This window comes from Bacteroidales bacterium (assembly GCA_035647615.1).
Taxonomy (GTDB): Bacteria; Bacteroidota; Bacteroidia; order Bacteroidales; family 4484-276; genus SABY01.
In genome coordinates, this window is record DASRND010000036.1 from 315,472 (window position 1) to 342,265 (window position 26,794).

The 26,794-nt window shown below is 45.7% G+C and carries 19 protein-coding genes; 9 read left to right on the forward strand and 10 right to left on the reverse strand.

The window, feature by feature from the left end; all coding sequences use genetic code 11:
* The 6 genes from VFC92_13410 (at window position 1) to VFC92_13435 (ending at window position 6,710) form a co-directional block, all read left to right on the forward strand.
* Entirely contained in the window at window positions 1–1,023 is a 1,023-nt protein-coding gene (locus VFC92_13410) for a hypothetical protein (protein HZK09175.1), read from the forward strand.
* Window positions 1,024–1,039: 16 nt separating this feature from the next.
* Entirely contained in the window at window positions 1,040–2,023 is a 984-nt protein-coding gene (locus VFC92_13415; GenBank protein ID HZK09176.1) for a VWA domain-containing protein, read from the forward strand.
* A gap of 172 nt (window positions 2,024–2,195) precedes the next feature.
* The gene (locus tag VFC92_13420) at window positions 2,196–3,239 is read left to right on the forward strand and encodes a VWA domain-containing protein (GenBank protein HZK09177.1); all 1,044 of its coding nucleotides are present in this window, start codon (window positions 2,196–2,198) and stop codon (window positions 3,237–3,239) included.
* A 24-nt stretch (window positions 3,240–3,263) separates the two neighbouring features.
* A complete protein-coding gene (locus VFC92_13425; GenBank protein HZK09178.1) occupies window positions 3,264–4,040 on the forward strand; it encodes a tetratricopeptide repeat protein in 777 nt (258 codons plus the stop codon).
* Window positions 4,041–4,103: 63 nt separating this feature from the next.
* Window positions 4,104–5,945, forward strand: a complete 1,842-nt coding sequence (locus VFC92_13430; GenBank protein ID HZK09179.1) for a BatD family protein — start codon at window positions 4,104–4,106, stop codon at window positions 5,943–5,945.
* A gap of 12 nt (window positions 5,946–5,957) precedes the next feature.
* Window positions 5,958–6,710 (forward strand): tetratricopeptide repeat protein, encoded by a 753-nt coding sequence (locus VFC92_13435; protein ID HZK09180.1) that lies wholly within the window; start codon window positions 5,958–5,960, stop codon window positions 6,708–6,710.
* A 164-nt stretch (window positions 6,711–6,874) separates the two neighbouring features.
* Here the strand turns inward: VFC92_13435 and VFC92_13440 are convergent, their stop codons facing one another.
* Window positions 6,875–7,978: a hypothetical protein gene (locus VFC92_13440; protein ID HZK09181.1), complete on the reverse strand. Its 1,104-nt coding sequence runs from the start codon at window positions 7,976–7,978 to the stop codon at window positions 6,875–6,877.
* Between the two features lie 566 nt (window positions 7,979–8,544).
* Here VFC92_13440 and VFC92_13445 point away from each other — a divergent pair.
* Together VFC92_13445 and VFC92_13450 are read left to right on the forward strand one after the other, a co-directional pair.
* On the forward strand, window positions 8,545–11,820 hold the full coding sequence (locus VFC92_13445; GenBank protein HZK09182.1) for a T9SS type A sorting domain-containing protein: 3,276 nt from the start codon (window positions 8,545–8,547) through the stop codon (window positions 11,818–11,820).
* Window positions 11,821–11,849: 29 nt separating this feature from the next.
* Complete coding sequence (locus VFC92_13450) at window positions 11,850–13,346, forward strand: T9SS type A sorting domain-containing protein (protein ID HZK09183.1); 1,497 nt, start codon at window positions 11,850–11,852, stop codon at window positions 13,344–13,346.
* 78 nt (window positions 13,347–13,424) lie between these two features.
* Here the strand turns inward: VFC92_13450 and argF are convergent, their stop codons facing one another.
* The 3 genes from argF to VFC92_13465 all read right to left on the reverse strand — a co-directional run bounded on the left by argF (window position 13,425) and on the right by VFC92_13465 (window position 17,497).
* The gene (gene argF, locus VFC92_13455; GenBank protein ID HZK09184.1) at window positions 13,425–14,426 is read right to left on the reverse strand and encodes an ornithine carbamoyltransferase; all 1,002 of its coding nucleotides are present in this window, start codon (window positions 14,424–14,426) and stop codon (window positions 13,425–13,427) included.
* 54 nt (window positions 14,427–14,480) lie between these two features.
* Window positions 14,481–15,428 carry a carbamate kinase gene (gene arcC, locus VFC92_13460; GenBank protein HZK09185.1) on the reverse strand — a complete coding sequence of 316 codons (948 nt, stop codon included), beginning with the start codon at window positions 15,426–15,428 and terminating at the stop codon, window positions 14,481–14,483.
* A 299-nt stretch (window positions 15,429–15,727) separates the two neighbouring features.
* Window positions 15,728–17,497, reverse strand: a complete 1,770-nt coding sequence (locus VFC92_13465; protein ID HZK09186.1) for a DNA polymerase III subunit gamma/tau — start codon at window positions 17,495–17,497, stop codon at window positions 15,728–15,730.
* A gap of 146 nt (window positions 17,498–17,643) precedes the next feature.
* Here VFC92_13465 and VFC92_13470 point away from each other — a divergent pair, with 146 nt between their 5' ends.
* Complete coding sequence (locus VFC92_13470) at window positions 17,644–18,951, forward strand: polysaccharide deacetylase family protein (protein ID HZK09187.1); 1,308 nt, start codon at window positions 17,644–17,646, stop codon at window positions 18,949–18,951.
* 87 nt (window positions 18,952–19,038) lie between these two features.
* Here the strand turns inward: VFC92_13470 and radC are convergent, their stop codons facing one another.
* From radC to VFC92_13500, 6 genes are all read right to left on the reverse strand, one after another.
* Entirely contained in the window at window positions 19,039–19,737 is a 699-nt protein-coding gene (gene radC / locus VFC92_13475; protein ID HZK09188.1) for a DNA repair protein RadC, read from the reverse strand.
* Window positions 19,738–19,837: 100 nt separating this feature from the next.
* The gene (gene rpsT / locus VFC92_13480; GenBank protein HZK09189.1) at window positions 19,838–20,089 is read right to left on the reverse strand and encodes a 30S ribosomal protein S20; all 252 of its coding nucleotides are present in this window, start codon (window positions 20,087–20,089) and stop codon (window positions 19,838–19,840) included.
* A gap of 109 nt (window positions 20,090–20,198) precedes the next feature.
* On the reverse strand, window positions 20,199–20,732 hold the full coding sequence (locus tag VFC92_13485) for a TlpA disulfide reductase family protein (GenBank protein HZK09190.1): 534 nt from the start codon (window positions 20,730–20,732) through the stop codon (window positions 20,199–20,201).
* Between the two features lie 314 nt (window positions 20,733–21,046).
* Complete coding sequence (locus VFC92_13490) at window positions 21,047–21,775, reverse strand: DUF169 domain-containing protein (GenBank protein ID HZK09191.1); 729 nt, start codon at window positions 21,773–21,775, stop codon at window positions 21,047–21,049.
* Window positions 21,775–22,932 carry a porin gene (locus VFC92_13495; protein ID HZK09192.1) on the reverse strand — a complete coding sequence of 386 codons (1,158 nt, stop codon included), beginning with the start codon at window positions 22,930–22,932 and terminating at the stop codon, window positions 21,775–21,777. Before VFC92_13495 ends, VFC92_13490 begins: the two co-directional genes overlap by 1 nt.
* 77 nt (window positions 22,933–23,009) lie before the next feature.
* On the reverse strand, window positions 23,010–26,657 hold the full coding sequence (locus VFC92_13500; GenBank protein HZK09193.1) for a S8 family serine peptidase: 3,648 nt from the start codon (window positions 26,655–26,657) through the stop codon (window positions 23,010–23,012).
* Window positions 26,658–26,794: the final 137 nt, after the last annotated feature.

A 26,794-nucleotide genomic window follows, 5' to 3' on the forward strand; every position in this document is an offset into this window, starting at 1 on the left:
ATGATGAATAGAATGATGAACAGAAATATTAATAAAATACTACTGGCTTTGCTGCTGGTATTTCAGATGGCAGCGCAAGCTCAGCAGCCTGTGGCAAGCGCTTCACTGGATACCAACAGCATGCTCATCGGCGACCAGGTCGATTTCAACCTGCAGTTGCAGCTTCCGCAAAACACTCCTTTCCGGTGGCCTGTTTTTGCCGATACGCTCACCGCCGACATCGAGATTGTAAACCGCGGAACTGTCGACACAACGCGCATGGCCAACGGAATGCTGCGCATCGATCAAAAGCTGACCATCACCGCTTTCGACTCGGGATATTATGTGATTCCTCCTATTGGTTTTGCCGTGGGCGCTGAGTTGGATACCATGGCAGAAACGGAGCCTTTCCTGCTGACTGTTTTTACGGTGGCTGTAGATACTGAACAAGCTATCAAACCTATCAAAGGCCCCATTGGAGCGCCCCTGACTTTTGCAGAAATGTTCCCCTGGATTTTGCTGGTATTGGCCTTGCTGCTTATCACCGCTGGTCTTATTTATTTTAATAAAAAAAGAAAGAAAAAAGAACCTATTGTTCTGGCCCGCCCCAAACCAAAAGTCCCTCCCCACCGTTGGGCACTCGAGGAACTCGAAAAGCTGCGCAACGAAAAGCTATGGCAAAAAAGCCTGATTAAGCTATATCATTCGCGCCTTACGGATATTGTCAGACAGTACCTCGACGATCAATTTAATATTATGGCTCCCGAAATGACCTCTCAGGAGATAATGCAGGCAGCGTACTATATTAATTTTTCGGATAAAAATCTGCGCGAGCTACAGCAAATTCTCGAGCTGGCCGATCTGGTAAAATTCGCCAAATACACACCGGAACCCGGCGAACACACCCAAAGCATGCAGCAGGCAGCAGACTTTGTGAAGGATACCACGCCGGTATCCGGAAACAAATTAGAAAAGACGAATGGTTCAAACGAAAATACAAAGGAAATCACCGCAGAGGTAGATCCTGTAGTAACACGCAAATAAAGCTATGCTGAATAATATCGAATTTGCCAATCCTGAATATTTTTATCTTTTGCTGGTAATCCCGCTCATGGGGATTTGGTATTGGTACAAAACCCGCCGTAGCAAAGCAGAGATACAGATTTCGGGTACCAGCTTTTTTGCCCTGACACGGTGGTCGTGGAAGCAATGGTTGTATCACGCACTTTTTTTGCTTCGTATCCTCGCTGTTGCGTTGCTCATTGTGGCCATTGCCCGTCCTCAAAGCAGTTCGAGCACGCAGGATATCACCATCGAAGGCATCGACATCATGATAGCTATGGACATTTCGGGGAGTATGCTTGCCGAAGACCTGAAGCCCAACCGCATTGAAGCTGCTAAAAAAGTAGCCATCGACTTCATCAAAAACCGACCGAATGACCGAATGGGATTGGTAGTATTTGCCGGCGAAACTTTTACGCAAGTTCCTCTCACCACCGACCATCAGGTGCTTACAGAAATGTTTAGCCAGCTCAAGAGTGGAATGATTGAAGACGGAACAGCGCTGGGCGACGGACTGGCTACAGCCATCACACGACTGCGCGACAGCAAAGCCATCAGCAAAGTAATCATCCTGCTTACCGATGGTGTAAATAATATGGGAGCTGTTGACCCACTGTCTGCAGCCGAAATCGCCAAACTTTACGGCCTCCGCGTTTACACCGTTGGCATAGGAAGTATAGGTACGGCACCCTATCCCGTGCAAACACCTTTTGGGATGCGTTATCAAAACATGGAAGTGAAAATCGATGAGGAGCTGCTGAAGCAAATTGCTTCCATGACCAACGGGAAATATTTCAGGGCTACCAGCAATAGAACACTCGAAGACGTTTATCAGGAAATCGATCAGATGGAGAAATCCAAAATTGACGTCACTGAATTTCATAAAAAAACCGAAGAGTTCTATCCGCTGGCATTGCTGGCGCTCGTGCTTTTTGGTTTAGAGATTTTATTAAAAAATACATTGTTCAGAAGTACACCGTAATTGGTTTTAAATATTAGATAGCATTGATGGTAATTTAAAACCAATAGATTTTTCTCTGCCAGCTGGTGGATAACAATGACAAGTTCTTATAAATTACTGAAATACGATAGATTTCAAAGAAATCTGAACATCAAAAAATTGACAACTTGACAACTAAGAAAAGAATAAAGGCATGCAAATTTTAAAATTCGCCGAACCAGATTATTTCTATGCTTTGCTGCTCATCCCTTTGTTCATCATCCTTTTTGTGGTGATGCGCACCTGGAGAAGACGCGCCATGCGCCGTTTTGGTGAGCAGCCTTTGGTAAAGCGCCTGACGCCCAACATAAGCCGTAGCAGGCCGGTGCTGAAGTTTATCCTGCTTATCCTGGCGTTTGCTTTTATTGCCGTAGGCCTGGCCAATCTGCAGGTAGGCTCCAAACTCGAAACGGTGGAGCGCAAAGGAATCGACATCGTTATTGCCATCGACGTATCCAACAGCATGCTCGCCGAAGATATTAAGCCCAGCAGGTTGCTCAGCGCAAGGCAAGCCATTTCGCGACTACTTGATAAACTCAAAAACGACCGCATTGGAATCGTGGTTTTTGCCGGCAAGGCCTACACTCAACTACCCATCACCACCGACTATGCAGCTGCACGTCTTTTCCTTTCCACCATTAATACCGATATTGTACCCATACAAGGCACGGCCATCGCTGAAGCAATTAAACTCTCGGCTGAAGCTTTTGGCGAAAGCGAACATCAAAAAGCTATCATCATCATTACCGATGGCGAAGACCACGAGGGCGATGCTATCATAGCGGCCAAAAAGGTAGCCGAAAATGGCATCCTAGTTTACACCATCGGCATGGGCTTGCCCGAAGGAGCACCCATTCCGGTTTACGACCGGTATGGAAATCAAAGCGGATTTAGAAAAGACCGCAACAACAACACCGTCATTACGCGCCTCAACGAAGATATGCTGCGGCAAATTGCCGATGCCGGAAAAGGAGAATATGTTCGCGCCAATAATACGCAGGCAGGTTTGGATGTTATTTTTGATGAGATCAATAAATTAGAAAAAACCAAATTTGAGTCGCGTGTTTTCTCCGATTACGAAAACCGTTTCCAATATTTTCTTGCAGTTGCGTTAATATTGTTGCTAATAGAGTTCTCCGTTTTCGACCGGCGGGGAAGACGCTTTCGCAATGTCAACCTTTTTGGTGAGAAAAAATGAATGTAAGTAGTGGAAATTAAAAAAATGAAAAACAGACTTCACATCATACGAAACCTAATTATTGCGCTTACGCTAATAATGGCTTTTGGCCTGCAGGCAGAGGCGCAAAATGAAAATAAATTCATCCGGCGTGGCAATAACGCCTATGCTGATTTGGATTTTAAAAAAGCCGAAATCGATTTTCGCAAAGCACTCGAAAAAAACCAGAATTCCGCCAAAGGAGAGTTTAACCTTGGCACCTCCCTCTATCAGCAGGAAGACTACGAAGAGTCTCTAAAAATTTATGAGAAACTTGCCAGCAGCCTGCAAACCCCCGAAGCCAGAGCCGGAGCCTATCATAATTTGGGCAACTCGATGGTGCAGACACAGCAATACCAGCCTGCTATTGAGGCGTACAAAAATGCATTGCGCATCAACCCTGGCGATACCGACAGCAAATACAATCTTGAATACGCCCGCCAGATGTTGCAACAACAGCAGCAAGATCAGGATCAGAATCAGCAAAACGATCAGGACAAGAATGATGATCAGAAAAATGATCAGGATAAGCAGGACGATCAACAAAATCAGGATCAAGAGCAAAATGATCAACAGCAAAATGATCAGCAGCAGCAGGACCAACAGCAAAACCAGGGTGACCAGCAACAACAACAAGGACAACCGCAGCCCAAGCAAATCTCCAAAGAAGACGCCGAGCGGATGCTGCAAGCTTTAAAAGATAACGAAAAGAAGACCCTGGAAAAACTCAAGCTCGAGAAGCTCAAGTCGGCCAAGCGCGTGAAGTCAGAAAAAGATTGGTAGCACCCTATGTTTAGTAATGAGATGATGAATAAAACCAAAAGAAGTTTTGTTTCACAAAGCCGGATGGCAAAGACGATGCTATGGCTTTTTGCCGCCTGGCTGATGCTTGGCGCTGGCAGCGTGCGTGCCGACGAGGTGAAATTTACGGCCACTGCAAAACCTGTAGTTACTGCGGGCGAGCGCTTTCAGCTCAATTATAAAATCAATGCGGAAGGGGCAAATTTTCGTGGACCCAACATCACCGACTTTCAGATGCTCAGCGGCCCAAACACCTCCACCAGCAGCAGCGTGCAAATCGTCAACGGACAGGTGAGCCGCAAGAGCGAGTACGTTTTTTCGTACATCCTGCAAGCCGTTACCGATGGTACTTTTACTATTCCACCAGCCACTATTGTAGTAGATGGCAAAAGCTACACCTCCAACAGCATCCAGGTAAAGGTGACGAAAAATGCTGCTGCTCAGCAAGGCAGCGGTCAACAAAAAAGTGGAGAAGCTACTACCAGCACCGACGACCTTTTTCTGCGTGCGCAAATCAGCAACAGCACACCCTATCAGGGCGAGCAGGTAGTTATCACCTATAAACTTTACACCAGCCTTCCCATTTCCAACATCAATACCTCCGAAATAAACTCCTTTCCCGGCTTCTGGAGTAAAGACCTTTTTCAGAATATCAAAGAATATCCGCAAAGTCGCGAAGTAATCAACGGGCAGGAATTTGTAGTGGCAGAGGTAAAAAAACTCGCACTATTTCCCCAACGCAGCGGCCAGATAGTGATTGAGCCAGGCATGCTGGAATGCGTGGCACAGATACGCTCGGCCTCACGCCGCAACAGCTCCGATCCTTTCTTCGACAGCTTCTTCAACGATCCTTTTTTCAACAGTCGCTACCAAAATGTCGAAAAAAAGCTCACTTCCAACAGCCTGAAAATTGATGTTAAACCTTTACCCACACAAAACAAACCAGCTGATTTCAGCGGAGCTGTGGGCAGCTTCACTTTTGAGTCGGAGCTAACCAGCGGCGAAGTAAAAACCAACGAGCCCGTCACCCTGCGCTTTAAGCTCAAAGGCCGCGGCAACATCGAGCTCATCGATGCACCTAAGGTGGCCTTCCCGCCCGACTTTGAAGTTTACGATCCGGAAATCAGCAACAACATACAGGTAAACCTAAGCGGCGTTTCGGGCACGCGAACATTCGAATATCTTATCATCCCACGCAACCCCGGCAGTTACACCATCAAATCTGTACCTTTCTCCTACTTCGACGTGAGCAGCCAAAAGTACGTAAGCCTCAACACACCGCCCTACGATATCTCCGTGAGCAAAGGCGACGGTCAGACCACACAAATCAACTATCAGGGAGGCACCAACCAAACGGACATCCAATACATTGGCCGCGACATTCGCCACATTAAGCTACCACCCTACCAGCTGCGACCCATCGGCACTTATTTTTTCAGATCGTCCCTTTACAACCTGCTGATGCTGGCAATCGCTATTATCTCAATCGTCATCCTCATCGTGTGGCGCCGAACCGTTCGCCGACGTAGCGATGTGGCCATGATGCGCACCCGAAAAGCTACCAAAGTGTCGCGCCGCCGACTGAAGCTGGCAGCTACGTATCTGAAAGAGAAAAAAGAAATTGTTTTTTACAATGAAATCTCAAGAGCACTCTGGGGCTACATGAGCGATAAATTAAACATCCCCCCTGCCGAGCTATCGATGGACAACGTGCGCGAAATACTTAGCCGCCGCAACGTGAATCCCGAAATTGCCGATCAATTTATCGAAACCCTTAACAGCACGGAATACGCCCGCTTTGCCCCTGGCGAAAAATCGGAAGTGATGGACAAAGTTTATCACGAGGCGCTCGACGTGATTACCAAAATAGAACGAGAACTTAAATAACCGAAAAGAAAAATGAGAAAACTCCTTGTCATGCTTTTTTTGCTTAGCGCAACATTCGCGTGGGCCGATGACAACCAGCTTCTGATGGAAGAAGCCAACAATCTTTATAACCAAAACGATTATGAGCAGGCTGCAACACTTTATCAGAAAGTGATCGAAAATGGCTACGAGTCGTCCGAATTGTATTACAATTTGGGGAACACCTATTTTAAGCTTAACAGCATGCCGCAGGCTATCCTTTATTACGAAAAAGCCCTCAAGCTCGCACCCGCTGATGATAATATTTTGTTCAACCTCAGCATTGCCAACAACCGCATTGTCGACAAGATCGAAACTGTCCCTGAAGCATTTTACGCACGCTGGTGGAAAGATCTGGTGCATGCATTCTCGCTCGACTTATGGGGCTGGATGAGCCTGACAGCCTTTGCCCTAACCATTCTAATGCTGCTGATTTTTTTACTGTCGAATATCGTTTGGCTCAGAAAAACCAGCTTCTGGAGCGGTATCATCTTTCTTATCTTGTTTGGATTGTCGTTTCTGCTTGCCCAACAAAAACACACCTCTTTCAGCCGCGATCACCAGGCCATCGTTTTTACACCTACTGTCACCATAAAAAGTTCCCCAACGGAATCCAGCATCGATCTTTTTGTAATTCACGAAGGCACCAAAGTGCAGCTCACCGACCATGTGGGCGACTGGTACGAAATAACAATTGCCAACGGCAGTGTAGGGTGGCTCAAAGAAGAAGACATCAGGAAGATATAATGCAGTCCTCAGTCGGCAGTCTGCAGTAGCAGTTGAAAGGTGAAACCTTATTACCCTATTTTTTGCTATGACTCGGATTAATCAACCGATTGATCATACAACCACAAAAAAATCCTGCCCCGAAACCGGAGCAGGATTTTTCCTTTTATTAAAACACAATTTTTTTACAGACCAAGAGTTGAGCGAAGTGCTGCCGGTACTGCATTTTTGTTAAGCGTAAGATAAATGGTATTGAGACCAACGTAGGCTTCCGACAAATTGACGACTTTGTCGCCGGCTTCACAAGCCTTTTTTGCCTGAAAGTAAGTCTTTCCCTCTTCATCTTTTGCAATTCCAAAAATCAGGAGGTAATCCAGGCCTTTGGCAATAATATTTTTCTCAAAAGCCTTCTGACGCAGGTCAGCATCTATTCGTTTTTCGGCAGTAGGCTTTTCTTTGTCACCTTCCGAAACGATAGCCACCTGATCGCCAATCATGGCGTCTTTGTCCAGATTACCATACCAAAGAACGCTGTAATTATTTTCGATAGCATTATTTATTGTTTGGCTCAAATCGTTGAAGGCGACGTTATAAAATTTATAATCGCCCCAGTTTTGTGCCATCTGCAGATCGCATTTTGCGTTTTTATCGCTGCGCATATCAGAGGTTACCATAATGTAATCGTCAAAGTTGAGGCCTGAAGATTCGGCAAAACTCACCGGGGTGTGTTTCGTACCGTTGTAATCGAAGCTGATCTGGCTTTCGCCGATATAGCGCATCAGGGTGGTGTTGTATGTGTTTTGCCATCTTTCGGTAAACTCCCCTTTTTCTTTCTCCTGCACCATGCGCAGGGTGCCGCGCAAAATGGCATCCATCTCTGCGGTGTTGGGATCCATGAGATCTTGTTGCGGATACATGTAAGCGGTTTCAGGAACGAAACCATACACTTTGGCGAGTTTCATTACGTCGATGGCAGGCGACATTTCGTTTACCTTAATTTTACCATCCGTATCGAGGTAAGCCTGAGCTTTGAGCAGATAGGCATTGTGCACAAAATCTATTACCGAAATTTCGACTTCGGGTTTTCCGTTGCGCAGCCATTCGGCCTCAAGTAATGAAGTACCCGCATTACTCCAGCAGGAGCTTTGACGTTTGAGGGCTTTGGTATTGTTGGTCTTTACACTTTTGACGGATTTAAGCTCGACGTCGGTTTTCTGTGCTGTTGCACCAAATGTAGTCAAGCCAAAAGCAGCTATGAAGCACCAGGTGAGGAAATTAATTCTTTTCATATGCGATTTTCAATTTTTATTAATAATAACGTTAATTTCGGGTTTCAAAGAAAAGTAGGCAAATGTATTAAAAAGCTTTGTTAGCTTACAAATTCTGTGCTATAAATTTTGATTTATTAATAATGCTGAAAAATCAGGATTTGGTATGTGGAGGTGAAATTTGTGAAGAAAGCCAAAATAAATTCAAACAAAAATGGGTTCCCCATTGCTGAAACAGTACTTTTGTATTTTTCATTGGCGAACATACAAACGACTAAAAATGCCGTATGTAACAAGTATTACATACCTTTGTAGAGCTTGTTACAGGTTCTTTTTATTTAAAATGGATTTGAATTGGAGAAAAAGCATGGCTGGTTGGATTTTTTTTTCCAATTTTGTTGGTTCAAAAATTAAGGTTTTTTATGTGAAAACCGAACAAAAACGGACATAAAAAAAGGAGCCGATAACTGATTTCAGTTGGCCGCACACTGATTAGAAAGACGTCAAAATCAGGGCTGAAGCTACATTTGGAACTTTATTAATGCAATAAATATTGAAACAATACATACTAATCAAAATAACACAACATGAAAAGTAAACTTTTACCACTTAGTTTATTTACCCTCATTTTAGGACTAGCCACAATTATTCTGGCCGGCGGTCTCACTGGTGAGCCGGCAGTGCCACAGAGCGATACAACCCAGGCCACCAAAAATGCGGCAGACTATTTAAACAAGATTCGCCAAAATCAGGTAACACTTCGTGTGAACCCCAACGACGAGTTGCAAGCTCAAGCTACTGCCGATGCTATGATTGCACTCAAAGCAGGCAGCAATTTAAACCTGGATTGGAAAAGTATGGGTCCCGACAACGCTCCCGGTGTGGTACGAGCCATGCTTTTCGACAATAAAGCAAGCAACAATTCATTAATTTTGGCAAGCGTAGCCGGTGGAATATGGCGCACCACCAATCAGGGTGCTACCTGGACGAAACTCAATCAGGCCAACCAAAACCTGAAGGTTACCAGTATGGTGCAGGACAAAGACGGCAACATCTACGCCGGCACCGGAGATGCCTTTTGTACCGACAACGTGCAGTATTCACAGAACAACCTCTATTACAGCGGTATTGTCGGCACAGGCGTTTACAAATCGACTGACCAAAATAATTTTACACTGCTTCCGGCCACACAACCGCAAGTAACTCAGGACAACGATACCGTTGAATGGGCCTATGTTTACGACATGGGGTACGACGTAACGAACGACCGCATTTACACCGCCACCAATACTGGCTTATTTTACACCAACGACAAAGGTGAGAGCTGGCAAAAAGTAACCCGTCACGAAAGCGACTCCATTACCTATGGTGTAAATATTCATGTGGATACAACCAAAATGGTCAACAGTTGGTACATCGATGAGATTACCGGCAAGGTGGTAATTGAAGGCCTGCTGGAAACAATTATCGATACATTGCTTTACAACAAAACCGAAACAGCCCGCATCAACGCTGAAAAGACATTTGGCAAGGTAAAATGCGACGCTGTGGATGTAGGTCCAAACGGATCTCTTATCGCTTCTTTTGATAACATAGTGTATGTATCCGATGGCGGCGCCGATCCTGTGTTCCGCAACGTTTCGAGCAATCCCATGAACTTCGATATGTTCGAACAAGAAAACAAGAGTTACACATCAAAGCTTATTGTGATCGACACCAACAACCAGATGTACGAACGTGGTGCACTCAATTATAACATCCAAACTCCGTATGATAACGTAAAGGTACCCGTAAGCCCATATTCTACCAATGCCAACGGTCGCTCGCAGGTTGCCATCGCGCCCTCTGACGAAAATGTGATGTACGTCACCAGCACAGTGAGCAATGGATACATGGAGAACTTCTACGTCTCCACCGACAAAGGACTTACCTGGAAGTTGATCTTCCCAGGCGGCTCCAGCTCTACGATGAAAGTTTTTGACGGAACAGCATGCTACAACAGCGTTATCACAATATTCCCCAACGATCCTTACAAAGTGCTGCTGGGTGGCGACAACCTTTGGTACGGAAAGGAAACCCCTTATGGCGGTTTCTACGACTGGGGCGCTGGAGCTATCTCTTCGGGAGCTTTCCCGGGGTTCGACAACTATCTGCCCTATTATCATCACGATTATGTTTTCTTCCCAAACAGCAACTCCAAGTTTGCCATTGCAACCAATCAGGGCGTATCCTTTGGCAGCTTTAGTGCAAACGGTGTAGAATTCACCCAGATTATCCGTGGCCTTTCAACGGCGCAAGTTTATACGCTTGGCCTTTCGGGTCGTAAGCATACCTTCCTGGCCGGAATACAAGGCAACGGTGTACAATATGTAACCGGAACCGGCAATACTCCCGAAACCGGAGAGCGCGTTTATGGCGGGTTAGGAGTATCGGGCGGATCAGCCAAAGTTTCGCTTATTTATCCGGCAGCCTTTATGGTAAGTGATAACAATGGAAATATGGCTCGTACAGGCGACAAAGGCGAAAGTTTTTCACTGAACTTTTCACCTCCTACCACCAACCTTTTTATTTCACCTTTTGCCTTGTGGGAAAGTTTTGATGATTATGGTTCAAAATATTTCACAAAATTTATAGCCGACAAAACATACCACCAGGGCGAAACGATTTTAGTACGCAGTGTTAACAAAGGATTTGAAGGAGGAAAAGGTTATCCGTTTTACTCGACACTTGAACAGGATTCACTGGTTGCAGGCGATTCAATTATGGTTCAGGACATCGTGCAGTCCAAACTTTTCATTTCCAATCATACTGCTGTTTACATGACCAATGATTGGATCAAATTCGACAGCACCGTCACCTTTAATCCTGTTTACGATGGCCGCTACAACATGTGGAAAGTACTGCAAACCAGCGACAACTTCTCTAAGCCCTCGTGCATGGCACTATCGAGTGATGCCAATCATCTTTTTGTAGGCACCGAAAACGGACGCATCTATCGTGTATCAAATATTAAAGATGCTTACGATAAGCGCTCCGGCGACATCGACAGCCCCTTCTGCGTGCTGGCAGTGGCCGAAATAGAACCCTCTGAATTTAGCGGCCGCTACATAACCTCTTTATCTGTCGATCAGCAAAATCCACAACATATCCTCATTACTTTAGGCAACTATGGCAATGAAGATTATGTGTATCAATCGATGAACGCTCTGTCAAGCAACGGCTCTATGACTTTTACCAATATCACCGGCAACCTGCCCAAAGCTCCGGTTTATTCTTCTGTAATCGAAATGATAAATTCGCATGGGATTGTCGGAACTGAATTTGGCATTTACACCACCGAAGATCTCACCAGTGGAACGCCGGAATGGAGCTTTAACAGCAACGGAATAGGCAAAGCCATGGTAGTAAAACTTGAACAGCAGACTACCTATACAGATGAGTTTATCCTGCCAGGTCCTGACCCACTGGTTCCACCAGCAGTGTATCCTGCCATTAATAACTATGGCGACATCTACTGTGCAACCTTTGGACGTGGCGTTTTCCGCGACGATACCTATCATTATGTTGGTATTGATGATGATAAATATACAGATCCCGTTGCATCGGAAAATAATCTTACGATTTTCCCCAACCCCGTAATGAACGAGGCAAACATCAGCTACCAGCTCAGCCAACAGTCGGAAAATGTTACCGTTCAGGTATTCGACATCACCGGAAAGGTTGTAAGACAATTTGCACTGAGCAATCAAACCAGGGGCAACAACACTTTCAGCATCGACTGTAGCCAATTGACGAGCGGCATCTACATGGTCAGCGTGCATGCTCAGGGTCAGTCGTTCAACAGCAAATTCATTGTTAAGTAGTTTTGTTAAATCAATAAAAAGCATACAACATGAAAAAGATATTATTATTAGCATTTGCAATATTCTTTACCACTACGCTTCTTCAGGCACAGATGCGCGTGGATACTCCCGTAGCAGTAGCTCCTGCCGATGAAGCCGTAAAACAAATGCCCAATGTTATTCTCGACTGGACGGCAGTGGTAAACGCTACCAGCTATGAAATAGTAATAGCACTCGACGAAAACTTTACCGATGTGGTGGTGAATGAATTTACTCCCTACTCGGCATTTCAAACCTGCTGCCTGATGTTCCATACGCAGTATTTCTGGAGAGCACGCGCCATTGATGGCGAAGACGTTTCGGGATGGACTGAAACACGCAGCTTTACCACCTTCGATTTTTTCGAGCTGGACAAACCCGGTGATAATGCTACCGGTGAAAAAGCCAACGTAGCGCTAAAATGGAAAGAAAAAATGCCCGGAAACGCCAATAAACTGTCCGGCTTCACATATTATCAGATACAGGTAGACACCGTTCCTTTTAATGGCACCAGTCCGATATGGAACATCTTTGCACCACAAAAAGGCCAGAAAGAGTACCTGATAAAATATGTATACTACGGACAAAAACATTACTGGCGCATGCGTGCCGTTCACGATACCGATAGCTCGGAATGGACCGAAGTGCGCAGCTTCACAACCGATAATGCCATAGTTCTGAAAAAGCCCGACAATGGTGAAGTCAATTCAAGATTGAATCACGAACTACGTTGGACGGAGTTTAAAGGTACCCAAACCTACGATTATCAGATCCACATCAACGAGAACTGGACTAACGCGCTGATGTATTTCGTGGACTCCGTAAGAGTTCCGACACCACCGTTGAAATACGGCACTACCTATTACTGGCATGTACGCGGTCAGAATATTCGCGACACAAGCGGCTGGTCAGAAACACGAACATTTACGACCGCCTCAGCTGTAGATCTCAAATCCCCTGAAAATGGCATAGACAGCGTACCTACCAAACCTCAATTGAAATGGAGCCAGATAAAAGGTTCTACTTCCTACAGAATTGAATACAGTAAAGACGCTGATTTTTCTGATCCTTACCATACTTACAAGCCTACCAACGATAATGAGACGACACCTTACTATTACCTCATCGAAACATTGGAACACAACACAGAGTATTTCTGGCGGATTCGCGCTACCACTTCATATGACACAAGCGACTATAGCGAAGTGTTTTCGTTTACAACAGTTGACGCCACCGGCATCAACGATTATTTCAACAACACCAATGTAACAATGTATCCTAACCCGGCTACCGAAAGCACCACACTACAAATGATGGTTGATACACCTTCGGAAGCCACCTGGAGCATCACCGACCTTACCGGAAAAGTACTCCGCACGGAAGCCGTGAAGCTAAACACCGGAAATAATGCCGTTCGCATCGATCTGAAAAATATGGCACGAGGCGTTTATCTTCTTAATCTTACCAACCAAAAAAGCATCTACAACACCAAGCTGGTGATTAGATAATTTTGGCTGCTAAAAAAGGCTATTAAAAAAAGCCGCTTTCCCTGATGGAAAGCGGCTTTTTTTTAGACAGGATAAACTTTAGCTGCCCAGCGTAGCTACCATCACAGCTTTGATGGTATGCAAGCGATTTTCGGCCTCATCGAAAACGATCGACATATCCGACTCGAAAACTTCATCGGACACCTCCATCGAGTCGATTCCAAATTTCTGGAAAATTTCCTCACCCACTGCAGTTTTGCGATCGTGGAAAGCAGGCAGGCAGTGCATAAATTTCACAGCATTGTTACCTGTTTTCTTTACCATATCCATATTTATCTGATAAGGCTTCATGAGTTCGATGCGTGTTTTCCAGGCTTCTTCGGCCTCTCCCATCGACACCCAAACGTCTGTGTACAGAAAATCGACACCTTTCACACCTTCTTCTACATTGTCGGTAAGGGTGATTTTGGCGCCTGTGGTTTTTGCAATCTCGTTGCAGGTATCCACCAGTTTCTGATCGGGGAGGAACTGTTTGGGAGCTACGGCTCTAAAATCCATTCCCATTTTGGCAGCGCCCACCATCAGCGAGTTGCCCATGTTATTGCGTGCATCGCCCAGGTAAGCAAAAGAGATTTTGTGCAATGGTTTGTCCGAATGCTCTTGCATAGTGAGGAAGTCGGCCAGGATTTGGGTAGGATGGAATTCGTTGGTAAGGCCATTCCATACGGGCACGCCGGCATATTTCCCAAGCTCTTCCACGATCTCCTGACCATAGCCACGATACTCGATGCCATCGTACATGCGTCCAAGCACGCGGGCGGTATCTTTCATCGATTCTTTTTTACCAATCTGCGAACCGGAAGGGCCGATGTAGGTTACATGCGCTCCCTGATCCAGAGCAGCCACCTCAAAAGCACAGCGTGTTCGGGTGCTATCTTTTGCGAAAAGCAATACTACGTTTTTATCTTTCAGCCGCTTTTGCTCGGTTCCGGTATATTTTGCCTTTTTCAGGTCGGCGGCAAGGTCGAGCATAAATTTGATCTCCTGCGGAGTAAAATCCAGCAGCTTCAGGAAGTTTCGGTTTCTTAAATTAAAAGCCATAATGAATAAGATTTAAAGCGTTTTTATCAATAACTATTTTATAAATTCTTTTTATTAAGCCATTACCACCCGGGTGCCGCCATCGTCGATACCGATTCTGGTAGTTTGGGTAATGATGGCATCTTTGCCGCTATTTTCGACAAAATATATGGCTGCCCTGATTTTGGGTGCCATGCTGCCTTCGGCAAAATGTCCTTCGGCGAGATACTGTTTGGCTTCGGCGACGGTCATACGGTCGATTGCTTTTTCCTGCGGTGTGTTGTAATTAATACAAACTTTCGGAATATCGGTAAGGATAAAGAGCTTGTCGGCATTGATTTGTGCAGCCAGCATTGCTGAAGCCAGATCTTTATCAATCACGGCATCGATACCCTGCAGCAGGTTTTCTTTTTTGTAAAACACCGGAATACCGCCACCGCCTACAGCAACAACAATGATTCCTTCGCGTGCTAATTTCTCGACAGATTTAGTGTTGTAAACCTCCAATGGCTTGGGCGAAGCAACCACTTTGCGCCATCCCCTGTCCCGTGGATCCTTGGCAAACACCGACCCGTTGTCGGCAGTAATCCTGTCAGCTTCCTCTTTGGTATAATAGGGCCCGATGGGCTTGGTGGGATTGGTAAACGCAGGATCATCTTTGTTTACCAACACCTGCGTGATAATGGTAAGGATGTCGCGGTCGAGATTTTGCTGAAGCAGCAAATTGCGCATCTGCTGCTCAATAACATATCCGATAAAGCCTTGCGAGTAAGCCACACAAATATCAAGCGGCATCTCGGGCAAACCGTACAGTTTGTTGCCAGCGGCATTGTTCAACAGCAGGTTGCCTACCTGCGGACCGTTGCCATGGGTAATTACCATGTTGTAGTCGTTCTCGCGTATCAGCACCAGCAGCTTTTCGCTGGTTTCCAATGCATTTTGTTCCTGCTCCTCGATGGTGCCTTTTTGGTCGCCACGCAACAAAGCATTACCTCCCAAAGCTACTACTACCAATTTTTTCATGCGTGTTTTTTGATTTCGTTTTTAATAAATGAAAAGATCAAACGGCTGCTGCCAAATAATAAGTAATCAGCAACATGATGCCATAAAGTGCAGCAAAACTAAACATTAATAAACCAATTTCCGGCTATTGAAAAATATAGCCGGCTAACACTATTTTACAAATATTTTCTCGTGACTCCACTGTCACCTTCCGTTTTCACGAATATTTCAGATAAATTTTCCGTACGCGCCCGAAATCTCTATAGCTGATTTTTAAGAGAGAACGATACTTTTGGGATTTTAAGAATTACAGACGCAGCCTACGGTTCAAGGTCAAACTTTTTTTTCAGATAGAGCAATGACTCGTTTTTTAGAGCCATGTGCCGGAATTTCTCTTCAGAAGTTACCGGCGGTGCATCAGTGGCTGGCACTTCGGATACGATTACATCGAGCGTAACAAAGCGGTTGTTGAGCTGATCGCGCAAAAAAGGAACGATATCGTGCTTGTTCTCACCTATCTTACCCTGCTGAATGGGATTACTCACCTCAAAAGTTACAACGAAATTATCGGCAGATTCAGGCTCGGCAGCCAGCAATGTTGATCGTAAGTCTGGTTTGTCGTCCGAAATATTATTTATCATTTCGTGCCAGGCAGCCACCAACTCTTCTTTTTCAAATTTTGGAGCCAACCGAAATTCATCGGAGTCAAAGTCGAATTGCTGTTCTTCGTCTTCTTCCTCATCAACGGCTGGCTCAATATCATCTTTGATAGATATAGAGCCGGGGATAAAACCATTGGCTGGCATCTGACGTTTTGGTGGCGCTGCCTCAACCGTTTCCGGGATTTTCTGTTGAGCGGCAGCTGGTGCAGGTGGCTCAACCGGCCTGACCTGTGGCGTTGGTGTAGCTATCTTTTGTTCAGAAGCGACTACTGTTTTTTTTTCCACCGTACCAGGTGATGCTGCTCCGTCAGCAATGGTATCAGGCGCTGCCGCAACCATTGCCGGAGAGGCTATCTGCATCAGCGCAATCTCCAGATGCAATCGTTTGTTGTTGACGGTTTTGTAGTTAAAATCGGTTTTCTGAATGATGTTGAGAGCACGCAAAAGAAAAGCAGGATCGGTGGCAATGGCTTGTTCGCGGTAACGTGCTTTTGTTTTTTCGCCTACCTCAAGCAAACGGATCGTACGCTCATCCTGGCATATCAGCAGATCGCGCAGATGGCTGCCCAGCCCCGAAAGAAAATGCTGCCCGTCGAAACCCGAACCAATAATCTTATCCAGCACCAGCAAAGCGTCGTGCAATTGCCCGTGCATCAGTTGGCTGGTGATGGTAAAATAATAATCGTAATCGAGCACATTCAGACTTTCGACCACCATACTATATTTCAAATCCATTCCGGTAAAGCTTACCAACTGGTCGAAGATAGAGAGTGCATCGCGCAAAGCACCATCGGCTTTTTGGGCGATGATCTGCAACGCCTCATCTTCGGCCTGCACCTTTTCGCTATCAGCTACAAAACGCAGATGGCGAGCGATATCGCCTACAGAGATGCGTTTGAAATCATAAATCTGACAACGCGATAAAATGGTAGGGATAATTTTGTGGCGCTCAGTGGTGGCGAGGATAAATTTGGCGTAAGCCGGCGGCTCTTCCAGTGTTTTCAGGAATGCATTGAAAGCCTGAGAAGAAAGCATGTGCACCTCGTCGATGATGTAAATCTTGTATTTTCCATGATGTGGTGGTATGCGCACCTGATCGATTAAACTACGGATATCGGCCACCGAGTTGTTGGAAGCAGCATCAAGCTCATGAATATTAAAAGAGGTATTTTTATTAAAAGAAACACACGACTCACATTGGTTACATGGCTCGATGTCGTCGGTGAGATTTTCGCAGTTGATAGTTTTGGCCAAAATGCGTGCACAGGTAGTTTTGCCAATGCCACGGGGGCCGGTAAACAAAAACGACTGCGCCAACTGACCGTTGCGAATAGCGTTTTTGAGTGTTCGTGTTATGTGATCCTGCCCCACCATGGAGGCAAAAGTATCAGGCCGATACTTACGTGCTGAAACCAAAAAATTATCCATATTTATCTCCAAAAGATCAAAACCCAAAAGTAATGCTTTAATACGCTAAAGCTAACCAGTTTTTATTCACAATGCCAGCAAGAGCTATTGCTGCCTTCTGGTGGTTATTTGCTATTTTTGACGTCTGAAAAATCAAACCTACAGGTATGCTGCTAATTTACACGCCAAAAATCACCAAAAGGATCAACTACATTTTCAACTTGTTTTTTGAACAGTTGTTGGCAACTCCTTTTGAGCTAACCAGCAGTGCCGAGCGTTTCAAAGCCTGGACCGAAGCTAAGTTCAGCTATGCCTCCAATCCTTTTGGCCAGGAGTTGTTTTTCCAATCTGTTGATTTGCTTTTCAAAACCGGTATTGAAGGACAGGAATTAAATTATTTTCTTTTTGATAAAAATGCTGCTTTTTATCCGGTGTATCAAAAAAAATCGGCATTGCCGTTCGACCCTTTTGCAGCAGCCTTTTATCTGGTGACGCGCTACGAAGAATATTTGCCCTACATGCGCGACCGTTTTGGGCGTTTTGAGGCGGCAGAGAGCTTTGCCGGCCAAAAGGAGTTTTTGCGCAAGCCTGTGGTCAACATATGGGCACAAAAAATTAAAGCCATTTTAACCAAACGATTTCCGGAGCTGTCATTTGAAAAACGCCACTACGAATTTATTCCCACCATCGACATCGACTCGGCCTACGCCTATAAATATAAAGGAGCTGTGCGCACTGTCGGCGGTATCGTTTCGGCACTTTCCAGATTTGAGTTTCGGGAAATTATTGAACGCCTGCAGGTAATTCTTGGACTCCGCAAAGACCCCTTTGATACCTACACCTTTCAACTATGGCTTCAAAAGAGATATCAGCTTCAGCCAATCTATTTTATACTTCTGGCCGATTATGGCACGCTCGACAAAAATCTGCCGGTAACCAGCCGGCATTTTCAGGTGCTCATAAAGTCGCTTGCCGATTATGCACAGGTAGGAATCCATCCGTCGGTGGTGTCAGGTGAAAATTTTTCTAAACTAAAAATCGAGATCGACCGCCTCAACCGCATCCTGAATCGCGAGATCACCCAAAGCCGGCAGCATTTCCTCCGGCTCAACTTCCCGACTACCTATCGTAATCTCATCCAGCTCGACATTACCGACGATTACACCATGGGCTACGCCTCAGCGCCAGGCTTTCGCGCCGGCATCTGCGACCCTTTTTATTTTTATGATCTCGACATGGAGACAGTCACCAAACTGCTGATTCACCCTTTTCAGGTGATGGAAGGAACCCTCAAAGATTATATGTACAAAACACCGGAGCAGTCGCTGGACATTATTAAATTACTGATTGATGAGGTGAAGGCTGTGGATGGAACCTTCATCAGCTTGTGGCACAACGAATCGCTGAGCAATCAAAAGCGCTGGGAGGGCTGGCGATATGTGTATGAAGAAATGATTGCCTACGCGGTGCCGTAAGGGAAATTTGATGTTTGGAGTTAATTTGTCATTTACGCTTTGTAAATTGGAACTTTCGTTCCAGAGTTTTTAATTGTTCTGCCATCATCAAAGATACCCTTCATCAGCCATCGAAAGGTATTTATTATCGCCCAGAATGAGGTGGTCGAGCACCATTATTTGTAAATATTCCCCTGCCTTTTTGAGTTTCTGCGTCAGATCGAGATCATTTTTGCTGGGCTTGAGGCTGCCCGAGGGATGGTTGTGCGCCAGGATAATGTTGATGGCGTTGTTATTAATGGCTGTCCGGAACACACGCTTGGGGTCAACCACCGTCCCGGTTATTCCACCCTCGCTTATGTTTTCGACTTTCAGCACCTGGTTAGCCTGGTTGAGCATTACGATGGCAAACTGCTCATAGTCGATGTCGCCAATGTGCATCTGCAATACCTCGTAAGCATCGGCGCTGGAAGTGATCGTTTTTCGCTGCATAGCTTCGGCGCCCCTCCGGCGGCGACCCAGCTCCAATGCAGCTATCACAGTGATGGCTTTGGCATCACCAATACCTTTAAATTGTATTAGATCAGAAACTGTAAGCCTGGAGAGGCCTACAAGATTGTTGCTTACAGAGCTGAGGATTTGTTTGGCCAGATCGATGGCCGATTGTTTGGGCGTTCCCGATCGGATGAGAATGGCTAATAATTCGGCATCGGTGAGGGCTGCTTTGCCTTTGAGCAGGAGCTTTTCGCGCGGGCGGTCGCTTTCATCCCATTGGGTTATGGCGCTATGACCATTGTCGGATTCCATAATTTTCGGGTGTTACGATGGAAACGCGAATATACGAAAAAAGCCCCTTGCGCAAAGGCAGAGAGGCTATCATATTTTTTTCGAAAAAAACGACTACTTTCTACAAAGCAGCCATTTGCTTTGCAAGCTTCGACTTGAGGTTTGCAGCTTTGTTGCGATGAATGATCGTACGCTTAGCGTTTTTGTCGATAATCGAAACCAGCTTGGGATATTGTTCCTGTGCTGCTGCTTTGTCTTCCAGACTTCTGAATCTCTTAATCTGGTTACGCATCGTCTTTGCATAATAACTGTTACCGATTCTTTTTGCTCTGGTTGCTCTGATGCGTTTTAACGCCGATTTATGATTTGCCATTATCCAATAAATTTTTTATGCTTCAGTAAAATAATACAGCCCTAAATTTTAGGGCTGCAAAAGTACAAATATTTTTCAGCTACACAAATCTCTGAAGAATAATTCGCTATTATTTCTGGTATTTTTCTAACAAAGTCGGTAACTCTTTGCCGCCAAAGCCTTTTTCGAGGATAATACCATCGCCATCGATAAGAAAAGTTCCAGGCAGATTTCTTACGCCAAAGAAGCGCACATCGGCGTCTTTCCAGCTATCGAGCACATACACATGATTTTTGTAGGGAAAGTTATTAGCCTCGATGTATTCTTTCCAGGTGGCTTCTTCTTTGTCAAGACCAATCTGATAAACCTCGAAACCTTTGCCTCGGGTAAATTGCTTGTCGTGAAACTGATTGTAGGCATCCTTATAAAGTACGTTCTCAGTAACACAATGGCCGCATTTGGAGTTCCAAAGTACAAGCAGCACCATGTTGCCATGCAAATCCGAAAGTTTTTTAAAATTACCATCGGTGCCTACGGCTTCAAAATCACCAATGTCGTTGCCTATTTCGTTTCCGGTAACTACCTCACCGCCATTCTGCGCAACAGTTTGCAGCATCAGCATCGAGAACAATAAAATTCCTGTGGTTGTAAGTAATCGTTTCATAAATATTAACTTTTAGTTTTTAGTACATTTGTGGAACGCAAAAATAGAATTTTAGTTTATGATCGGAAAAATTAACATTCTCAATTAACTAAGTTTAACGGTTATGTTAACCCTTTGTAAACGGGTAACGACGGTATTTTCAGAAGATTTCATTTTCATAAATTTGCCATTTTCTTACATTTCATTTTTTATCAAAAGACAAAAAAAAAGTCATTATCGAGTGTTAATAGTTTGGCTTCTAATACAGAAGCAGTAGCTGCAATCCATAAATCGTTTTTACCCATGTTTGATTTAAAGCCCTGCCACCGCAGCCATTAAACCAAGCCACCCCCGCGTGCTTTTTTCAAACCTGCCAGAAAAGGCTTGTTCAGGAAGCTGGTTTCGTCGAGCTGGCACAAGTTGTCGAACATGGCTTTGTTTACCGTAAAGGCCATGATGTGGGGCGGTAGGAATTTGCGCATGGCCAGATCGGTGCTGCCGATGGTAGCCAGCGGATGCGTAGCTTCAGAAATATGGGGAAGTAATTCGGAGCAGCCTGAGCCAAACTGCACTTTCACCGGATCGGGCGTGGAAGGCGAGGCGAAGTAGTTGGCAGCCGTAATAAAAATACTGAGTTGATCAGCATTTACAAAAAAGGTAAAGGTTTTGGCGAAAGCCACTGCATCGGCGTGATACGGCCCCACGAAAAGAGAATCGTGCTCGGGCTGATAACGTTTTGCGTCATCGAACCACTCACCCATCAGTTGGTGGTTTGCTTTCAGGCCTTCGTCGTCGGCCAGAAAACTGATGTAGTTATCGCGGCTTTGCCCCTGCACACCAAAAAACCAGGTTCCACAACCGCCACAGCCAAAATTGGTGGCTGTCAGTCGAAGCGTTTTACCATTCATCCAATTTTTGTAATGGGCAAAAATGCATACCTGTGATTGTGCTTTCAGCTCCAGGACCTCGCCAAAAGGATTGTCGGAAGGAGCATCGTAAACTACCACCACAGGTTTGTTATAGTTCGTTTTTTCTATTAAATAATCTGGTGTAATATGTTTCATCAGTAACTAAAATTAAGATATAAACCAAAAGAAATAATGCTTCTCTGGGCGTCGGTACCATCACTGTTTTTGCTGTCGTTGAGTTTAATTTCTATAAAAACCAGGCTATCATCGGTAAAGGAATAACTTCCGCCTACATCTACATATCGGATGCTGTAATCGCCAACAGCCTGGTCGCTTTTAGGTTTCAGGAAGTTGAAGCCGGAATAGACCGACCACCTTTCGAGAAAGCGATACCGGGTATAAAATTCAATCCCATAGCCGTTAAAATAAACGCGATCCTCGTTGATTTCGTGTTTGGTGAATGAGCTGGCACTAACACTCACGTTGAGGCGCTGATTATCATATTTCACACCGGCAATCATCGATTCGTCGCCGAGGTGAGGTTCGGTCTTATCGGGCATTGCAATACCGTCGCGCACTTTGCTGTAGGCGCCGCCAAACCGGATGTTTTCCACAGGTTTTATTATTAATGAAACAGCATAGGCATCAGCATAGTTTTGGCTGTTTGGCGAAATTGATCTGTTTTGCACCTGAAGGCCAACGTTGAAATAATCGTGAATGAAACGATACTGAAAGGAGTTTGCGGGGCGTCCGGTGCCTGAAATGGAGCCATCCGTTCCGGCGGCAAAAGCCCCTGAAGCATCGCCGCCAAACGCATAAAAAGCATCGGTAAATTGAGCAATGTCGTAATAAACCGACCATTGTTTACCCCAGGTTAATTGACCAAATTTCGTATTGATTCCCACCCAGCCTATGCGCGACGTAAAAATGTTATCAATCTCACCAACGGCACCGCCCGGGTCAGCATTAAATACTACTTTTGTCTTGGTACCCACCATATTTACACCCACCTCCAATTGCCCGATGGCGTCGATGCCTTTGGTAATATTGGTATGGAGTTTCAAACCTAGCCTGCTCGACTGATCGCGGATACCAAACTCGCCTCCAAAGGAAGCGCCGGCTTTAAAACGCAGACTGCCATAAACATCTATTAAAGCATCAAGTTTTGAAGAAAAATTAGAGACACTTACCGTGCTGTCGATTGCCAGACTGGTTTGTGCTTTCACCGGATTTGCAAAGAGAATTAAAAATTGCGAAACCACAACAAGGAATAAAACGTCATACAAATTAGTACGGAAAAAAGTAATTTTCATCACCACTTTATAGTAATAAATCTTTAGTTATGATCAGGCTGTTTTGCCGCCCACACTTTCTCTCCATGAAGTTTACTTTACTTGATGGTCAGCTTGGTATTATAAGAATTGCTTTGCGAGGTGAGCCTGACAAAATAAACACCGCCGGGCAAACGTGACAAATCCGTAGCATGCACAATTTTCCCGTCAACCGGAGCTATCGCTTTCGTGTAAACTGCCCGGCCATAAATATCGTAAATGTCGAGGGCAAAACGTTCCGTTCCGGCATTTTCTAAAGTAATATTCACCAGGCCATTGGTTGGGTTTGGATAAAGATTCAAAACTCCCGGGCCGACGTTGAGATTTTTAATTGCAGTGACGTCAGTGATTGCTATGTCGTCGATTGCCAGGTCGCCACGCTGCCCACCAGCGGTAAAAACTCTGAAACGGAGACCTATCTTTTTGCCGTTGTATTCGGTCAGATCGGCCACTACATTTTTCCATTCGTCGCCCTGGTTGCCAATGATTGGCGGCATAATGTCGCGGTGAATGGTAGAACCATCGAAAAGATCCACATGCAGCCGGCCAATATCAGCCCCGTAGGCATGTACCCAAAAATCGAGCGCCGGACTCACGCCACCAGTAAGGTCGATGCATGGCGACATCATGATGGCTTCCTTATCAAAACAGATAACCGATGGCTCTGTGTAAAGATATATCCCTTCACTGGTACCAGTGGTATGATCGGCCGATGGGCCGGTATTGTACGTGCTGGTACTACCATGCCAGACGCGCCAGTCGACATCATCTTTTTCGAGATTGGGCAGGTTGATCCAGTTTTCTGCCAACTCGCAGTTGAGCAACTCGCAAAGGGGTGCAGGAATACAAGTTTCGAAATTATCGAAAGTCTGAATGTTACCTGGCAAGAAAAAAGCGCCTTCAATCACTTCAAGATTGGTGATGAGCAGGTCGTTATCAGGATTATTGTCGGGAGCATAGTCCACCCAGGTCTTGAGCACGTAATCGCCTATTTCGATAATGCTTACAGGATCGCTAAAGGTGAACAAAATTGTAGAGTCGGGTTGGATAGTTCCAAAATAGGTTTCCGTATAAATAACTCCTGCATCAAGCTGGTAGCCAAACTCAGGATTTGTGATCGGCTCGACGCCAAAATTTTTCATCTCTACCGTTACATCAAGCGCTTCCAATTCCATGCACGCCTGGAAAAGGCCCCAATCGACCGAAGGAGCAGCCGTAAGCCAGGCATCGCTCTGATGACATTGGAAAGTGCCGGGACTTTTCTTCACCGCATTGGTGCGCATGCTTTCGGCACCGGCAGTGGTACCGGCACTTACGGCGTACCAGTATGTGTTGGATGAATTGATGTTATCAACAATAAAAGAGTTGATGGTAGTGGTGGCGAAAGGCTCCATGTATTTTTCGCCCAGCTGGTAGATGGTATATTCTGTAGCTTCAGGCACCTCTGTCCAACTAAGATGCAGCGCATTGTCGCACGCCCAGTCGATGGTGAGGTTGCGTGGTGGCGTCATAATGGTAAAGGCTCCTTCTGTCTGCGAAACATATTCTCCGCGCGTAATGCGCATCCATACATTTCCGTTGGCAGCATTGGAAACTCCCCACCTAAAATGGCGATCCTTACCATTTATGTTTTCTTTCACCACTTCCCAGGTTTCCCCATTATCCATTGAAAGCTCAATACTGAAAGGCTCATCATCGCCCATGGCATCCCAGCGAATCAACTCTTCGGTGCCTGGCGCCAGTTGTTCTCCTCCAACCGGAAAAGTCAAAACAACAGCTTCAGGGATAAATTCGTAAACGATATAATATTTCTGTGGACCCTGCGGCACACTGGTTCCTTCCACAGAGAGACTGTAAGTTCCGGCTGCAGGCATATCCAGGCTAACCTGTTCCATATTGTTGCGATCGTCGATGCCACGAATGGCAGGCTTGTTAAGGCTATCAGGATCCGGAAAATGATTGAGCACCCAGGGTTGCCAAACATTATTATCGGGATCGGTCACCGTGATGTCGAGATTGTTGACCAACGCCACGTTGGCATTGACAGATGCCTGATAATCCGTCCAATAAACCATCACACGCATCTGAGCTGTATTTTCCGGTACTTCAAAAGTATGGATGAATGTTTGTCCGGTTTCGATGGTTGCTGAGTCGTAGCGGTTTTCTTCGAGTACCTTCGCGGCACGCAGCGCATTGATGCGCCCCCATCCAAATCGAAAGTCGGGGCCTGCATTTCCCAGGTCTTCAGCTGTATTCAGCACCACCGCTTTGAGCAGCCCGCCCGTAGGGTCGGAGCCACCGTTAAGTTGACGATAGGCGTCGAAGAGCTGCGTCATTACACCGGCCAAACCAGGACACGACATGGAAGTGCCGGTTTTAAAACCATAGCCATTGTCGGGCAGGGTGCTGTAAACGTCAGTCCCCTTAGCGGAAATATCGGGTTTGATGCGTCCGTCGTGAGCAGGACCACGGCTGCTCGAGTTGGAAAGACCATCTGTCTCGTTCAGGTTGGCTACTGTTATCACATTTTTCCCCACCTTGTGGCCACCGGTAATGTTTCCCCATCCGGGGCCTGCGCCATAGCCGCAATTGCTGGTGCCGTCGTTTCCCGCCGAAAACACATGCACCAGGGCAGGATAAATATTGAGCTGGACGTCGAGCATCCGCGCAAGCGAAGTATAGCCGGCATTGCAACCATTGCTATAGGATGTGGAAGTAACACGTATCTCGTTACTAAAATAGTGAGAAGGTATCTGTGTAAACCCGGGATATTGAGGCGCAGCACTATAAATATAAAGCGTTGCACCAAAAGCGTTGCCTCTCGCCAGCGGATTGATGTTGCCGGCAGCAGCAATGATCCCTGCGCAGTGATCGCCATGATCTCCACCGTAATAGCCTACGTACTGAGCGGCGATTCGTCCCGCAAAATCGATGTGCGGCCCGACATCACCGTCGTCCTGAAGCATCACATTTACACCTGTACCATCATAATGACGGCCAGCTGACATGCCAGTGGCGATGGCGTTGCCACGATGCAGGGTGCGTCCGGTAAAGTTTTCAGGTTCAGGATCGGGATACATCGGCTCCAGATAAACCACAAAAGGCAACGAAGCAAGATTTTGTATCTGATCGATATCGGCTGTCACACTGAAAAACTCATTCCCTTCAGCCGGAGCGCTCACTTCTACATTTTGTGACAACAGCGCACGATAAGCGGCTTCAGCATCAACATCGGGGAAGATACTCACAAGCAACCCGATTTTTCCGTTGGCACGAAGCGCATGGTCGGGATAGCTTTCGGAGTAAAGCATCGGCGCCAGTTTTATGTCCGGCGTTATGTCGATGATGCTGCGCAGCGAAAAAGCTTCGGCATCCACCCGGCTAAAGTCATTGCGAAAAGCAGCAAAATATCCCTTCTCAGGAATGTAATCGAGCAAACGGATACCTGCTTCAACCAATTCGCGCCGCTGATCGGCAGTAGGAATTTGACTGAACTGAACGATTTTATAAAAACTTCCGTTAAAGGTTTGTTCGCCGGCAATATTGGCTGTAGCCAAATAATGGTTTGCATTGGCTTGTGGCTCAATAGTCAGGTTTTTAAAATGCAGTCCGGCAGATGCAGCCGGCTGTGCCAGCAAAGCAAAGCTGGCAGATAAAAAAATTGCCGTCAAAAGAAGCGGCAACAGTGTAGTACGTAGTAGTTTCATAGTAATCGTCTTTTGCGTTGATAGAATTTGTAATTGCAAATAAAGTAAAAATAAAATTCAGGAACAAGGTAAGCGGCTAACCGCCCTATGGTTTTCTGTAATTTTGCCAAAATACGACAAGCTAAGGAAACTTAGTA